The sequence below is a fragment of the Allorhizobium pseudoryzae genome (genome assembly GCF_011046245.1).
In the GTDB taxonomy this organism is placed as follows: Bacteria; Pseudomonadota; Alphaproteobacteria; order Rhizobiales; family Rhizobiaceae; genus Neorhizobium; species Neorhizobium pseudoryzae.
Map to the genome: position 1 here is coordinate 2,216,320 of NZ_CP049241.1, position 13,974 is coordinate 2,230,293.

Annotated in this window: 12 protein-coding genes, 1 tRNA gene and 1 pseudogene; 4 read left to right on the forward strand and 10 right to left on the reverse strand. The window is 60.8% G+C overall.

What is annotated here, in order from left to right; translation table 11 throughout:
* Positions 1 to 117: 117 nt before the first annotated feature.
* The 6 genes from G6N78_RS10715 to G6N78_RS10740 form a co-directional block, all read right to left on the reverse strand.
* Complete coding sequence (locus tag G6N78_RS10715; protein ID WP_165218217.1) at positions 118 to 837, reverse strand: hypothetical protein; 720 nt, start codon at positions 835 to 837, stop codon at positions 118 to 120.
* Between the two features lie 95 nt (positions 838 to 932).
* Positions 933 to 1,009: transfer RNA gene (locus G6N78_RS10720), tRNA-Arg, on the reverse strand.
* A gap of 137 nt (positions 1,010 to 1,146) precedes the next feature.
* Positions 1,147 to 1,605 carry a hypothetical protein gene (locus G6N78_RS10725; RefSeq protein WP_165218219.1) on the reverse strand — a complete coding sequence of 153 codons (459 nt, stop codon included), beginning with the start codon at positions 1,603 to 1,605 and terminating at the stop codon, positions 1,147 to 1,149.
* Positions 1,606 to 1,702: 97 nt separating this feature from the next.
* A complete protein-coding gene (locus tag G6N78_RS10730; protein ID WP_165218221.1) occupies positions 1,703 to 2,542 on the reverse strand; it encodes a transglutaminase family protein in 840 nt (279 codons plus the stop codon).
* 27 nt (positions 2,543 to 2,569) lie between these two features.
* Entirely contained in the window at positions 2,570 to 3,511 is a 942-nt protein-coding gene (locus G6N78_RS10735) for an alpha-E domain-containing protein (RefSeq protein WP_165218223.1), read from the reverse strand.
* A 12-nt stretch (positions 3,512 to 3,523) separates the two neighbouring features.
* A complete protein-coding gene (locus G6N78_RS10740; protein ID WP_165218225.1) occupies positions 3,524 to 4,933 on the reverse strand; it encodes a circularly permuted type 2 ATP-grasp protein in 1,410 nt (469 codons plus the stop codon).
* Positions 4,934 to 5,237: 304 nt separating this feature from the next.
* Between G6N78_RS10740 and G6N78_RS10745 the strand changes: the two genes are divergently transcribed.
* The 3 genes and pseudogenes from G6N78_RS10745 (at position 5,238) to G6N78_RS10755 (ending at position 6,931) form a co-directional block, all read left to right on the forward strand.
* Positions 5,238 to 6,107 (forward strand): DMT family transporter, encoded by an 870-nt coding sequence (locus tag G6N78_RS10745; RefSeq protein WP_165218227.1) that lies wholly within the window; start codon positions 5,238 to 5,240, stop codon positions 6,105 to 6,107.
* A 111-nt stretch (positions 6,108 to 6,218) separates the two neighbouring features.
* Positions 6,219 to 6,521: pseudogene (locus G6N78_RS10750) on the forward strand (type II toxin-antitoxin system MqsR family toxin).
* A 2-nt stretch (positions 6,522 to 6,523) separates the two neighbouring features.
* Complete coding sequence (locus tag G6N78_RS10755) at positions 6,524 to 6,931, forward strand: type II toxin-antitoxin system MqsA family antitoxin (RefSeq protein ID WP_165218229.1); 408 nt, start codon at positions 6,524 to 6,526, stop codon at positions 6,929 to 6,931.
* A gap of 97 nt (positions 6,932 to 7,028) precedes the next feature.
* Here the strand turns inward: G6N78_RS10755 and G6N78_RS10760 are convergent, their stop codons facing one another.
* The 3 genes from G6N78_RS10760 to G6N78_RS10770 all read right to left on the reverse strand — a co-directional run bounded on the left by G6N78_RS10760 (position 7,029) and on the right by G6N78_RS10770 (position 9,575).
* The gene (locus G6N78_RS10760; RefSeq protein WP_165218231.1) at positions 7,029 to 8,615 is read right to left on the reverse strand and encodes a DEAD/DEAH box helicase; all 1,587 of its coding nucleotides are present in this window, start codon (positions 8,613 to 8,615) and stop codon (positions 7,029 to 7,031) included.
* A 303-nt stretch (positions 8,616 to 8,918) separates the two neighbouring features.
* Positions 8,919 to 9,257 carry a hypothetical protein gene (locus tag G6N78_RS10765; protein ID WP_165218233.1) on the reverse strand — a complete coding sequence of 113 codons (339 nt, stop codon included), beginning with the start codon at positions 9,255 to 9,257 and terminating at the stop codon, positions 8,919 to 8,921.
* A gap of 105 nt (positions 9,258 to 9,362) precedes the next feature.
* Positions 9,363 to 9,575: a hypothetical protein gene (locus G6N78_RS10770; protein ID WP_165218235.1), complete on the reverse strand. Its 213-nt coding sequence runs from the start codon at positions 9,573 to 9,575 to the stop codon at positions 9,363 to 9,365.
* Positions 9,576 to 9,615: 40 nt separating this feature from the next.
* Here G6N78_RS10770 and G6N78_RS10775 point away from each other — a divergent pair, with 40 nt between their 5' ends.
* Positions 9,616 to 13,257, forward strand: coding sequence for a response regulator (locus G6N78_RS10775; protein ID WP_165218237.1), 3,642 nt, complete (start codon positions 9,616 to 9,618; stop codon positions 13,255 to 13,257).
* Here the strand turns inward: G6N78_RS10775 and mnmC2 are convergent.
* Complete coding sequence (gene mnmC2, locus G6N78_RS10780) at positions 13,246 to 13,965, reverse strand: tRNA (5-methylaminomethyl-2-thiouridine)(34)-methyltransferase MnmC2 (protein ID WP_165218239.1); 720 nt, start codon at positions 13,963 to 13,965, stop codon at positions 13,246 to 13,248. The genes G6N78_RS10775 and mnmC2 overlap by 12 nt on opposite strands.
* Between the last annotated feature and the right edge of the window lie 9 nt (positions 13,966 to 13,974).

Below are 13,974 nucleotides of genomic sequence, written 5' to 3' on the forward strand. Positions count from 1 at the left end.
GACAATTGTTATTCATAGCATTACTAACGAATTTCTGTGTGTTGTCGGACATGAAATCCATTAAAAATTGTAATCTATTGACGTAGTTCAGTATTGCGTTGCTGTTGCTATGCTGTGTCATCGGCAAATATCTGGATTAATTGCTTTTTGTTCTTGTTTTAGGATTGAGGTAGTTATTGAAATTGCAATCATGCTGGTATGGGAAAACGCTGCGCAGAGTTCGTCATAAAGTTCTGCCGGTATGTGTGGGCTCTCTGGTCCAATAGCTAATTGGATAGAAAGAGAGCCGTCATCATTCACGACGCTTGTGGAGTGATTTAAAGCATGATGAATGTGCATTCCAGACAAGTGCACCATGCCCGAGGTGCGTTCATAAACCTTCTTGATCCAGTCATGCTCGACGTTCAAGGCGTTAAGTAGGACTGCATCCCGAAGTCTGTCGCCGCTTTTTGGGCGAATCCGATCGTACCTTTCTCCACCTAGAAGCTTCATGGCACCGTCATGAGGGTCAGCCATAAGGCGGAGACCGTAGACGCGCATTGATGTGTCGATCTGCATTCTAACAATAGCGCTGGCTACAGGATAATTGCGAGCGGTTATCATTGCCTGAAATCCAGCGGCGTTGGATTCAACGCGCTGGAGCGCAGCCAACAGGAACAGGGTCACCGAACTGAAGTTCTTATATCCCTGCAAAAGGTCCATCGTATATTTCTTGTTCTCATGGATAGCCGTTTGCAAATCATTCAAACTGTATGGGTAATCCAAGGTTCCACCCCTCTTGCTGACTGCAACAAAAAGAAAGTAAGCGCGCAGCTCGGCGCTGCTGCAGCCCGTCATTCATTTCTTCGAGCGGCTTCAATTTCGCTTGGCAATCAACGAAAGGCGCTTCAACTAATTTGCAGCATGTTACGGCGTGAAAAGTACTTGAAAAATGGCGCACCCGACAGGATTCGAACCTGTGACCTTTGGAATCGGAATCCAACACTCTATCCAGCTGAGCTACGGGTGCGTGCCTGTTTGGGAATCGGTGCGAAGCGCGCCGTTCCTGCCGGTGGAGGGTTCATAACAAAGGACGGCGCCGGCATCAATCGGGAAACGTCAGAAAATGCAAACGTGCTGCACGAGGCGGTGGAGCGGTGGTGGCGATCAGCGGAAGAACGTCAGCCGCTGGGCGCGGTCGACCAGCATGTTGGCGATCGTCATGCGGATCGTTGCCTCGCGGCGGAATTCGGGATGGACGCGGTCCGGATGGTTGAGCTTGGCAAAGCTGCGGCGCTTTTCCGCCAGCACCTCCGAGGTGTCGGTGATCAACAGCGCCAGATCCTCCTCGACCTCCGCCTCGCTGAGGCGCGACAGGTAGGCGGGTTTTTCGGGCGGGGCATCCGGCTTTGGCGCCGGCACGGTCTCGGCCGGGCGATCGGCCAGAAGAGCCAGATAGGCGTGGCTTGCGCGCGCCGGCGCTTCCGCCGTCTCGATGGGGGCGGCGAAGCTGGCGTTCAGGCCGGATATGCGAAAGACCGGCTCTTCGGCAACGGGTTGCTCCTCCGGTGCCTCGTGGTGGAGCCGGGTCAGGATGGATTGAAAGACCGATTTGCCAAACAGCATGGGTTCTCCCCTGGTGGCGGGGAGATAAGCACGCAAAGATGGCGCAAAGCTTGCGGTTACGTGAGGCCAGCCGCGAAAAGGGGAAGTCCTCCGATGGTCACCCCTGGCTCTGGCTTTGCCCGGTCTGATCCTGGCTCTGCCCTTCGGTCGAGACGCGGAGCGCCACCTTGAGGTTTTCGCCAGCAGAGCCGATGCGCATGCCGGAGACGGGGGCGGCATCTCGGTAGCAGAGGCCGGTTGCGATGCGCACATAACGCTCATCCGGGCAGATCTTGTTGGCGGCGTCGAAGCCGACCCAGCCAAGGCCCGGCACATGCACCTCTGCCCAGGCATGGGTTGCCACCTGTTCCACCTGGCCCTCCATCAGCAGATAGCCGGAGACATAACGGGCCGGCAGGCCGAGAAAACGGGCCGCAGAGACAAGGATATGGGCGTGGTCCTGGCAGACGCCGCTTCTGGCTTCGAGCGCCTGTTCCGCGGTGGTTTCTGAATCGGTGGTGCCGGGCAGATAGGCGACGGCTTCGTGGATCGCCTCCATCAGCGCATGCATCTGCGCCAGTTCGCTATCTCCCTTGACGCTGCGGGCCAGGTCCTTGATCAGTTTTCCGGCCTTGGTCAGCGGTGTGTCGCGCAGATAGAGCCAGAGCGGAACAAACCCCTGGTGCGGGCCCACCACGCCTGCCTTGTCCTGGGTCTCGACCTCGCCGGAGGCGGTGATGCGGATCAGGTGTTCGCCGCCTTCGACGGAAACGAGGTTGACCTGGTTGCCGAACTGGTCGGCATAGCCTGCCTCGATCGTGGCGCCATCGACCACAAGATCCCAATGGATCACGGTTTGGTTCGTGCCGCTCTGCGGCCGCAGCCTCAGGCGCTGCAGCGCATAGGCCACCGGCTCGTCGTAGAGATATTCGGTCGTATGAGAAATCTTCAATCGCATTGCGGCTGGTCCGTCCCCCGGTCCGCTTCAGTGGTAGAAGCGGTAGCCTTCTGAAATTTCGGCGCTGAGTTGGTTGTTGCGGCTGATGAAATCCTCCAGGAACTCATGCAGGCCCTGGTCCATCACATCGGTGATCGAACCGCGGGTCAGCATGGTCTTGATCGATGCCGCCGTCTCATGCGCCGTGTGGTGCTGGCCGTATTCCCGTTCCAGATAGCCCAGATTGCTGACGATCTTTTCGTAGCAATAGGCGAGCGAGCGCGGCATGCGCACGTTGAGGATCAGGAAGTCGGCGATGTTCGACGGCCGGTATTCGGCATCATAGACCCAGCCGTAGGAGCGATGGGCGGAGACCGAGCGCAGGATCGATTCCCACTGGAAATTGTCGAGCGAGGAGCCCACCTGGCTGACGGCCGGCAGCAGCACGTAATATTTCACGTCGAGAATGCGGCTGGTGTTGTCGGCCCGCTCGATGAAGGTGCCGATGCGCGAGAAATTATACTGGTCGTTGCGCAACATGGAGCCATGGAAGGCGCCGCGGATGAGCCCGGCGCGTCGCTTGATCGTATCGATCACCTGCGGCAGGTCGGCGGCCTTCACCTTGCGGCCGAGCAGCTGTTTGAGCTCGATCCAGCACTCGTTCGTCGCCTCCCAGGTCTCGCGCGTCAAGGCCGTGCGCACCATGCGGGCATTGTTGCGGCCCGATTCGATGCAAGACATGACGCTCGACGGATTGGCGAGGTCGCGCAGCAGGTAATCGATGGCGTTTGCCGCCGTCACCGTGTCATGCACCTCGCCGAAGGCCTCGCGCACACCCGCACTCTGCAAAACGCCATCCCAATCCTCGTCCGTCGAGCCGGATCGGGTCAGGGAGACCCTGAGGCCGGCATCCACAAGGCGGGCGATGTTTTCGGCGCGCTCGATGTAACGGAACATCCAGTAGAGGCCGTTTGCGGTTCTTCCCAACATTGTCTTACGCCCTCAATCTTCCAGTACCCAGGTGTCCTTGGTGCCGCCGCCCTGGCTGGAATTGACCACCAGCGAGCCCTGCTTCAGCGCCACGCGGGTGAGCCCGCCCGGAATGATCTTCACCTTGTCGGACACCAGAACGTAGGGCCTCAGATCCACGTGGCGTGGCGCGATGCCCTTGTTGACGAGGATCGGCACGGTGGAAAGTGACAGCGTCGGCTGGGCGATGTAATTGCCGGGCTTTGCCTTCAGCTTGTCGGCAAAATCGGCGCGTTCCTTCTTGGAGGCGGTGGGGCCGACCAGCATGCCGTACCCGCCGGAACCGTGCACTTCCTTGACCACCAGTTCTTCCAGGTGCTCCAGCACGTATTTCAGGCTGTCGGCCTCGGAACAGCGCCAGGTCGGCACGTTTTCCAGAAGCGGCTTGCGACCGGTGTAGAATTCGACGATCTCCGGCATGTAGGAATAGATCGCCTTGTCATCGGAAATGCCGGTGCCGGGCGCATTGGCAATCGTGATGTTGCCGGAGCGGTAGACATCCATGATGCCCGGCACGCCAAGCGCCGAATCCGGGCGGAAGGTCAGCGGATCGAGGAAATCGTCATCGACGCGACGGTAGAGCACATCGATCGCCTCGTAACCGCGGGTGGTGCGCATCTTCACCTTGCCGTCGATGACGCGCAGGTCCGAGCCTTCGACCAGCTCGACGCCCATGGTATCGGCGAGGAAGGAGTGTTCGTAATAGGCGGAGTTGTAGATGCCGGGCGTCAGCACCGCAACGCGCGGTTTGCCCTTGCAGCCGGGCGGTGCGAGCGAGGCCAGCGACTGGCGCAGCAGATACGGATAATCCTCCACCCGCTGCACCTTGTTCAGGGTGAAGAGTTCCGGGAACATCTGCATCATGGTTTCCCGGTTCTCCAGCATGTAGGAGACGCCGGAGGGGGTGCGGGCATTGTCTTCCAGCACATAGAACTGGTCTTCGCCGGTGCGCACGATATCGGTGCCGACGATATGGGTGTAGACACCGCCCGGCGGCTTGAAGCCGATCATCTCCGGCAGGAAGGCGACGTTCTTCTCGATCAGCGCGCGCGGAATGCGCCCGGCGCGGATGATTTCCTGCTTGTGGTAGATGTCGTCCAGGAAGGCGTTGAGCGCCAAGACGCGCTGTTCGATGCCCTGCGCGAGCTTGCGCCATTCGCGGGCGGATATGATGCGGGGGATGATGTCGAAGGGGATCAGTTTTTCGGAGGAATCGGCGTGTCCGTAGACTGCGAAGGTGATGCCGGTCTTGCGGAAAATGTTCTCGGCGTCCCGGGATTTCTGGATGAGATGCGCAGGATCCTGGGCGTCGTACCACTCTTGGTAGGTCTGGTAGGGCGGTCGCGAACGGTTGTCCGCAGTCAACATTTCATCAAATGCCAATGGTGTATTCCCCGTTTTTGGTCATAAGAGTACAAGGTTTGCGCCTTTGCAAGCACCCTTGCGCAAGGAAGCGGCAATTTAATTATCGTCACCGGAGACGACCTCGACAGCCTTACGGAGGACCGCACAAAGCTTGTGCAAATGCTCGCGGGACGCGTTCTTTCACTCCCTTTCCTTTTCAGGCTCTTGGCTGTCAGATTTTCTGTCCAAAGGGTTCAGTTTTTATCCTTTGACTGAAATTCAGCCAGGCTTTACCGCTCGCCTGCACGCTTCGTTGGCATTTTCATCAAGGCTCTTATTGGTCATGTTGTTCCGTCTGGCTCCGGTCGTCTTCGTGTTTTTGTGGTCGACCGGCTGGATCGTTGCCAAGATTGCCGCCACCCATGCCGATCCCTTGACCTTTCTCGCCATGCGCCACGCTTTGGCGGCCCTGGCCTTTGCGGGTATCGCTACGCTGGTTAGGGCGCCGTGGCCCTCCTCGCGGCTTGCCGCGGCGCATGGGTTCCTCTCCGGCGTGCTGCTGCACGGGCTTTATCTGGCCGGCCTGTGGTGGGCGATCGGGCAGGGCGTGCCGGCGGGTCTGTCCGGCATCATCGCCGGTCTGCAGCCGCTGCTGACTGGTCTGTTCGCTCTGGCCCTTCTAGGGGAGCGCCTGGGGCGCGCGCAGATCGCCGGCCTCGTGCTCGGCTTTTCCGGCATCATGATTGCCGTCTCGCCGCAATTTGCCGGCCTGTTCTCCACGGGGCTCTCGGGGCTTGCCTTTCCGGTGCTCGTCAATCTGGTCGCGATGCTCTCTGTCACGCTCGGGACGCTCTACCAGAAGCGGTTTCTCGGCGCCGGCGATTTGAGAACGATTGCGGTGTGGCAATATCTCGGTGCGGTCGCGGTCACCCTGCCGCTCGCCTTTTTGCTGGAGGACCTGCATTTCGACTGGACCTATGGGGCCATCGGCGCCATGGCCTGGTCCGTGTTCGGCCTGTCGATGGGCGCGGTGGGGCTGTTGCTCTATCTCATCCGCCGCGGCCAGGTCTCCCGCGCCGCCTCGCTCATCTACATGGTCCCGCCGCTGGTGGCGGTGGAGGCGACCGTCATTTTCGGCGAGCCGCTGAGTGTGCCGATGATCATCGGAACGGTGATCGTGGTGATGGGGGTTTATCTGGTGAACCGGCGGTGATTCCCGCTTCATCCCGGACTATCCCCGGCAGAGAATATGCCAGGCGGCGTATGGAGAACACCTGATCCGATGGTATACTTGCTGAATTACCCAAATAGGGTAAAATAGCGCATGGAAAAGCGGGTTGCCCATTATGATCTGACTGCCATCATTGCGTTGGTCCGCCGCCGCCGCGCGTCGGCCTTTACAAAGACAGCTCTTGATGGCGGCCGGCGCATGGGACTGACGCTTTTAGATATGGTGGATGTTGTTTGCGCACTCACCCCGAAGTTGCTCTACAAATCGATGACGACTTATGCCGACGGGCAGGTCTAGCAGGATGTATACCATGCGCCGACCCCCGCCGGAAAAGCCTATATCAAGGTGACTCTCCGGGAGGATGGCGCACTGGTGATCCAGTTCAAGGAGTTGTGACGATGAAACGGGTGTGTGTGAACTGCGAAGATCACAATGCCATGCAGGCCTTTTCCGGTGAAACGCATACTGTCGAATTTCGCGGTGCAAGTGCGGTGGTGGAAAAACTGTCCGGCTTCCGTTGCCTAGCCTGCGGCGAGGTGGAATTCGACGAGGAAAGCGCCGAGCGATACGCAGAAGCCGGAGATGCACTCGTCAGGGCCGCGCGAGCGGAGGCCGGTTCAGAGCTCCGGCGCATTCGCAGGAAACTGGGCCTGAACCAGGTCGAAGCCTCTCGGTTGACGGGAGGCGGTCACAACGCCTTTTCCCGCTATGAGACCGGCAAGGTCACCCCAACGCCTGCGGTCATCAATCTCTTCCGCCTGCTCGACCGCCATCCGGAAGAAGTTGACCGCCTCAAACGTGCATAAAAGGACACGCTGAGCGAACCTTCTTCGTTTGTTGCAAAAAAAACACCCGCCTGCGTTGCCACAGGCGGGTGTTGAAAATCACGCGATGTACGCTGGATCAGGCGCGGTCGCGGCGGCGCTGGCCGCCGTTTTCGCTGCCGCCGAACTTTACCGGGCCGCCATTGGCGGGCTTGGCGCCGCCGCGGTTGCCAGAGGGCTTCGGGCCATTACGATGGTTACGCTTCGCACCGGTTGCCTCATGCGGGGCATGCGGAGCGTGGCGGTTTTCGCCACCATTGCCGCGCTTGCGGGCATCGCCCGGCTTGCCGCCGAACGGCTTCTTGCGCTGCTGGCCGAAATCCGACGTTGTATCCATGTCGCCGTCGAAGGCCGGGGCCTCGTCGCGCGGGCGGTCGAAACGCGGAGCAGTGTTGCGGCGGGCATTGCGGCCATCGCCACGGCCACCGTTGCGACCGGCGCCATCACCGCGGGCACCGTTTTCACGCGGCTGACCATTGCCACGGCCCTGGCCGCCGCGCGCCTTCTGCGGCCGCTCTGGGCTGCGCAGTTCCGACGGGCGTTCGCCGGAGGCGACCGTGATCTCGATGTTCATCAGGCGTTCGATGTCGCGCAGCAGGCGGGTTTCGTCCGGGGCGCAGAAGGCGATCGCGATGCCATCGCGGCCGGCGCGTGCCGTGCGGCCGATGCGGTGGACATAGGCGTCCGCCACTTCCGGCAGGTCATAGTTGAAGACGTGGGTGACGCCCGGAATGTCGATGCCGCGCGCGGCCACATCGGTTGCCACCAGAACGCGGATCTCGCCGTCCCGGAAGGCCTTCAATGCGCGCTCGCGCTGGCCCTGGCTCTTGTTGCCGTGGATGGAGGCAACCTTGAACTCGACCTGTTCCAGATGCTTGGAGAGCTTCTCGGCACTGTGCTTGGTGCGCAGGAACACCATGGCGCGGCCATCCGGATTGGCGCGCAGCGATTCCTTCAGAAGCACGGTCTTGTCGTTCTTGCCGGCAACGAAATGCACATACTGTTCGACCTTGTCGGCAGCCTTGCCGGGCGGGGTGACTTCCACCTTCACCGGATCGGTGAGGAAGTCCTTGGCGAGTTCTGCAATCGCCTTCGGCATGGTGGCGGAGAACAGCAGCGTCTGGCGGTTCTTCGGAACCATCTTCGAAATCTTGCGCAGGTCATGCACAAAGCCGAGGTCGAGCATCTGGTCGGCTTCGTCGAGGACGAGGTACCGCACGGTGGTGAGACCGATCGCCTTGCGGCTGATGAGGTCGAGCAGGCGGCCCGGCGTTGCCACCAGGATGTCGGTGCCCTTTTCCAGCATCTGCTGCTGCTTGTTGATCGAGGCGCCGCCGACGACAGAATTGATCTTCAGCGGCGTGCCGCGCACATAGCTCTTCAGGTTGACGGCGATCTGGTTCACCAGTTCGCGGGTCGGTGCGAGGATCAGCGTGCGGGTGGTGCGGTTGTCCGGGCGCTTCGGGTCCTTCAGCAGCATCTCGATCAGCGGCAGGCCGAAGGCGGCCGTCTTGCCGGTGCCGGTCTGGGCAAGGCCCACCAGGTCGCGGCTCTGGAGGAGAAGCGGAATGGCCTCGGCCTGAATCGGCGTCGGTGTATCGTAGCCGAGCGTTGCAAGCGTGGATACGATCTGCTTGGACAGGCCAAGCTCTTGGAAATTCGTCAAGTCGAATACCTTTCGGGGGCGCCAAAAGAGGTCGCCCGGACGGCACCATGCCGTTCGGTCTGCCTTTGGCGTCAAGAACCCCGCGTGAAATGGGAACTTGTCAGTGGGAAATTGCTTTCCGGCGCGGGCCCATCTTCGGGCACCAGCTTTGTGCGCCTTGTTCCTTCTTCGCGAACCATTTTCGTCGCAGGGCCAGCTCACGCGGCGGCCGGAAGGTGAAAGCTGGACTGCATGTGCTGCTTTGCACACAAAAAGTCAAGAGCCCGCGTCGAAATCGCCGCGGGCTCCTGTTCTCGTCCTTGTTCAGTAGGCCGGGCAGACCTTCACGCGAAAGGCGTCGCCCCAGTCGTTCTCGCGCCATTCGTAATGGCAGCGGGGGCGCTGCGGCGGGGCTTCCTGGTAATAGGTCTGGTGATAGACCACGGGCGGTGGTGGCGGTGGGTCGATATAGACGCGTTCGTGATAGACGGGACCGCGCGGCTGATTTGCGATCGCCCCGCCGACGATGCCGCCGACGGCACCGGCGGCGACACCCGCCCAGAAGTCATCGCGGGCTTCGGCGGCAGGGGCCGTTGCCGCAAGCGCGCCGGCCAAGGTCAGCGAAACAAGACCGGCGGTAAGGCATGTTCTTATAACGGTCATGGCATTCATCCTTTCACCCTTCAATGCTGATGGGTACAGCTTGACGATCAACCTGGAAGCTGGCGAAAAGATGGAAAAATCAGTGGGATAAGTCTGAACATCCGTTCATCTGACAGCAGCTTTCGGCTGAACCTTGCCGGGTGCCTCACGTTCAAAAGTGGTATCGCGGCGAAAATCTGCCGGATCTGTGGCGCGGGTGAGGCGGACCCGACGCGGTTGGTCCAGCGCCGCCGGGATCGCGGCCGCCAAAAGCTGTTTGATGCAGCGCAATGGCTCGTTAACCACATTCATGCCATTCCCTTGATAACCTGGAACCATACGAATCACTCCGGTGGTGGGCGATTCGTCGGGGAATAATTTGACCAACGACGGCGAACTACTGCAGCGCGCCTGCGAGCGCATCAACGATCTCAACGTGCCAGCCTTCATCAAGGATGGAGCGTTGCGCTATGTTGCCGTCAACGATGCCTTTGCCCGGCTGCACGGTGCAGAGCGGCACCAGTTCGTCGGCCGCCTTTCGCAGGAATTCGGCCTGCGCATCGAGGATGAAGACTGCCATGAACGCCAGCGGCGGACGCTGGTCTTCGGCAGCGACGAGATCGCGTCGGTGCGCGACCGCTCCGGGCGCATCCTGCACGACATCCGCATCGAGCGCTTCATTTCGGAAGACGACAAGGCCTACCTGTTCGCGGTGTTCGAAGAGGGGGAAGCGAAGGTCGCTCCTGTGACGGCTCGGGCGGAAGGCGGGCTCCGGGAGTTTTCGGATGCGGGTGTGAACCTCGACATGCTGGGCTCGGCTCTGGATCTTCTGGATGCCGGGATCGGCATTTTCAGCGAGACGAACCAGCTTCTTTATTTCAACGACGAACTGGCCAATTATTTTCGTTCCCTCGGGTTCGAGCTTCGCACGGGAAATGATCTTCGCGAGGTGGTCGAAGGGATTTACGACCATCACAATGGACGCGAGCCGAAACCGCAGGACGCCTGCGATTCACGCCGTGACTGGATCGATGGTCGGATGGAAATCCTGTCGCGACGGAATTGGCAGGCGACCGAACCGCTGCCGGACGGGCGCTGGCTGCGAAGCGTCAACAAGCGGCTGGACAATGGCTGGCTGATCATCCTTCGCCTCGACGTGACCGAATTCAAGGTGCAGGAGATGCGTCTCGGCAAGAAGATCGAGGAGGCGGAGATCTACCGCGCCGCTTTCGAGGACTTGCCGGTCGCGGTGTTCCTGCGCGACAGCCAGCGGCGGCTGGTCTATGCCAATGCCGCCTACGAGGGGATGCTCGGCGATCAGCGGGACCGCTTCATCGGCCAGACGGAAGAGGAAATGTTCCCCGGTCGTGCCGAAATCTTTCGGGCGGAGAACGACAGGATTCTCAACGAAGGCGGGTCGCTCGAGAAGAGCGAGGACGTTCCTTTTCGGGATGGCCGATCGATTTCCGCCATCACGCGGCTGGGACGGATTTCATCTCCTGCCGGTGAACCCTATATCGTCGGGTCGATCACCGATGTGACGCTGGTCCGTGATGCCCAGAAGGAGGCAGAGCGACTACATTCCGAGCTTCAATCGATCCTGGACGCGCTGCCGGTCGGGGTCGCGATCTTCGATCGCGATCTGTGCATCGAATACGCCAATCCCATGCTGAACGAGTTCTGGCGGCTGGAGCACGAGAACTATCGCGATTGGAGTGGCGAAACCTATCGGTCGTTCCTCAAATTCAACTTTGATCGCGGCGCCTATGTTCATGAGGGCGTGGATTTCGAAACCCTCTACGAACGGCGTGTGGCGATGTGGCGCGACACGGGTCCGTTCAAGGCGTTCGAACTGTCCAACATCGACGGTCGCTGCATACTCGTCGATCGCTCGCATGTCGCTGATGGGAAGATCCTGATCAGTTGTGTCGATATCACCGGCATCCGGAAGCATCAGCGGGAGGTACAAGAGGCGCGTGAGGCCCTCGACCGCCATGCCCTGATGATGCATGAGGCCACCAGCGCGATGTCGCAGGGGCTCTTGGTGCTGCGCAATGATGCTGTTTTCTTCGCCAATGATGCGCTGATCGACATGCTGGAGGTTCCGGCGGAAAAATTCGAGCAGGGCAAGGACTGGCTCGAAGCCTTCGACTATCAGGCGGAGCGCGGCGATTTTGGGGCTGAGGAAAACGCACAGAGCATTCGGTCGCGATTGCTCGGCCAAGGCCAGCAACGCGTCCCCTTGAAGCTTTCGATTTGCATTGGCGGGCGCCGGTGGGTGGATATCGAAAGCAAGCTGAGCGGAAGCAGCAATATTCTCGTCGTTTTTACCGATGTGACCGAAGTCCGGCAGCGCGAGCGCGAGCTTGAGGGGCTGTTGATGCGTGCCGAGGCGGCGGATCGGGCGAAATCCGAATTCCTGGCCAATATGAGCCATGAGATCCGCACACCGATGAACGGCGTGCTCGGCATGGCCGAACTTCTGTCGAAATCCAACCTCGACACGCGCCAGAAGACGTTCACCGACATCATCATGAAGTCCGGCAATGCGCTTCTGACGATCATCAACGACATCCTGGACTTCTCCAAGATCGATGCCGGCCAGATGGCGCTTCGCCAGGCGCCGTTCGACCCGGTGGATGCGATCGAGGACGTGGCATCGCTGCTCTCCTCTTCCGCCGCGGAAAAGGATATCGAACTCATCGTGCGCGGGGCCGATGTGCATCATACCGTCATGGGCGATGCCGGCCGCTTCCGCCAGATCATCACCAACCTGGTGGGCAATTCGATCAAGTTCACAGAACGCGGCCATGTTTTCATCGACATCCAGTCCGTCGTCAGGGAAGAGGCCGAGGTGGCCTTGACGATCCGGATCGAGGATACCGGCATCGGCATTCCGCAGGACCAGCTTCAAAAGATCTTCGAGAAGTTTTCGCAGGTCGATGGTTCATCGACGCGCCGCCACGAGGGAACCGGGCTCGGCCTTGCCATCACGTCCGGCCTTGTCGAGCTGTTCGGCGGAAAAATGGCGGTGGAAAGCGAACTCGGCAAGGGATCGGTCTTCACGGTCTCCGTCATCCTGCCGATCGCGCGGCAACGCGTGTCGAACGATCAGATCGCTCACAGCGTGCAGGGTGCCCGCGTGCTCGTCATCGACGATAATGCCGTCAACCGCCGGATCCTGACCGAGCAGTTGCGTCTCTGGGGCTTCGATTGCGTCGCCGTCGATAACGGGCGGGACGGAATTGCCGTGCTGCGTGCCGCGGTCGAGATGGGTGCCCGCGTCGATGCGCTGATCCTTGACTATCAGATGCCGGGGATGAACGGCTTTGCCGTGGCCCGTCTGATCCGCGAGGACCGGAAGCTCGCCGATCTCCCCATCATCTTTCTCACCTCGATGGACAGTGCCAGCAGCGACGCCGCACTCGACACGTTGAACATCCAGGCGCATCTGATGAAACCGGCGCGCTCGCATCTCCTGCGCACGACGGTGGTCGAGGTGATCCGCTCCGGCCGCGCGCAGCAGCGCGAGGCGACGCGCCCTTCCTTGCTCCCGGCGAACGCCGTGGTGCAAGAGAACGAGGCTCTGAACGCTTCGCCTGATGCGCTGGAGGTCACCAGTGGCCTCGATGTGCTGGTTGCCGAAGACAATGAGGTGAACCAGATCGTCTTCACCCAAATCCTGCAGGGCATGGGGGTGGATTTCAAGCTTGTCGGCAATGGTGCGGAAGCCGTGGAGGCCTGGCGCCGGGAGCGACCCAACCTCATCCTGATGGATGTCTCGATGCCGGTGATGAACGGCCACCAGGCGGCACGGCGCATTCGCGAGATCGAGGCTCAAGAAGGCGGGCACGTTCCGATCGTCGGCATCACGGCACATGCGCTGGAAAGCGACCGCGACCTCTGCCTCGCCGCCGGCATGGACGACTATCTTTCGAAGCCGATCAGCCCCGAGCTTCTGGAAGCCAAGATTGCCGAATGGCGCAGTGTGCCGCGTGCCGCCGGTGCCTCACGCCCGTAGGGCGGATTTTGTCCCGCACAGCATCTCGCGTTTGCCGGCAAAGCCCGGCCGCCGCTCGACGGTGAAGCCCGCGGCCTGCAGGTTTCGTCGGACGAAGCCGGCGGCGGCATAGGTCGCAAAACTGCCTCCCTCCTTCGTCTTGTCGAAGACGGACTGCATCAGGTCGAGCGACCACATGTCCGGATTGCGCGACGGCGCAAAGCCATCGAGATACCAGGCGTCGAAGGCGGGATCGGCTGCCGGCACCGTGTCTTCCGCCTTGCCGCAGACCACGGTCAGACGCATGGTCTCCGACAGGGCAAGATCGATGATCCCGCCCGGTGCTTCTGGCCAGGCGGCCACGAGTGACTGGCGCTCCCGGTCGATCTCCGGCCAGTGCGACAGTGCCTTTTCGATCTCTGCCGCCGTCATCGGATAGAGTTCGAAGGAGGTCATGTGCAGGATCGCCTTGCCGCGGTCCGCGCCCTGCCACTGGCGCCAGGTTTCGCAGGCATTGAGCCCCGTGCCGAAGCCCAGTTCGCCGATCCGAAACGTGCCCTCGGATGGCCAGCGTTCCGGCAGTCCATTGCCGGCCAGAAACACGTGGCCGCATTCGAGGCGCCCATCGGTCTGGCAATAAAAGTGGTCGCCAAACTGGGTCGAATAGGGCATATCGCCCTCGCGCCATTCCAGCGCCTGTCCTTCCATCGTCGCGTCGGGATCTGTCATGGGCGAATT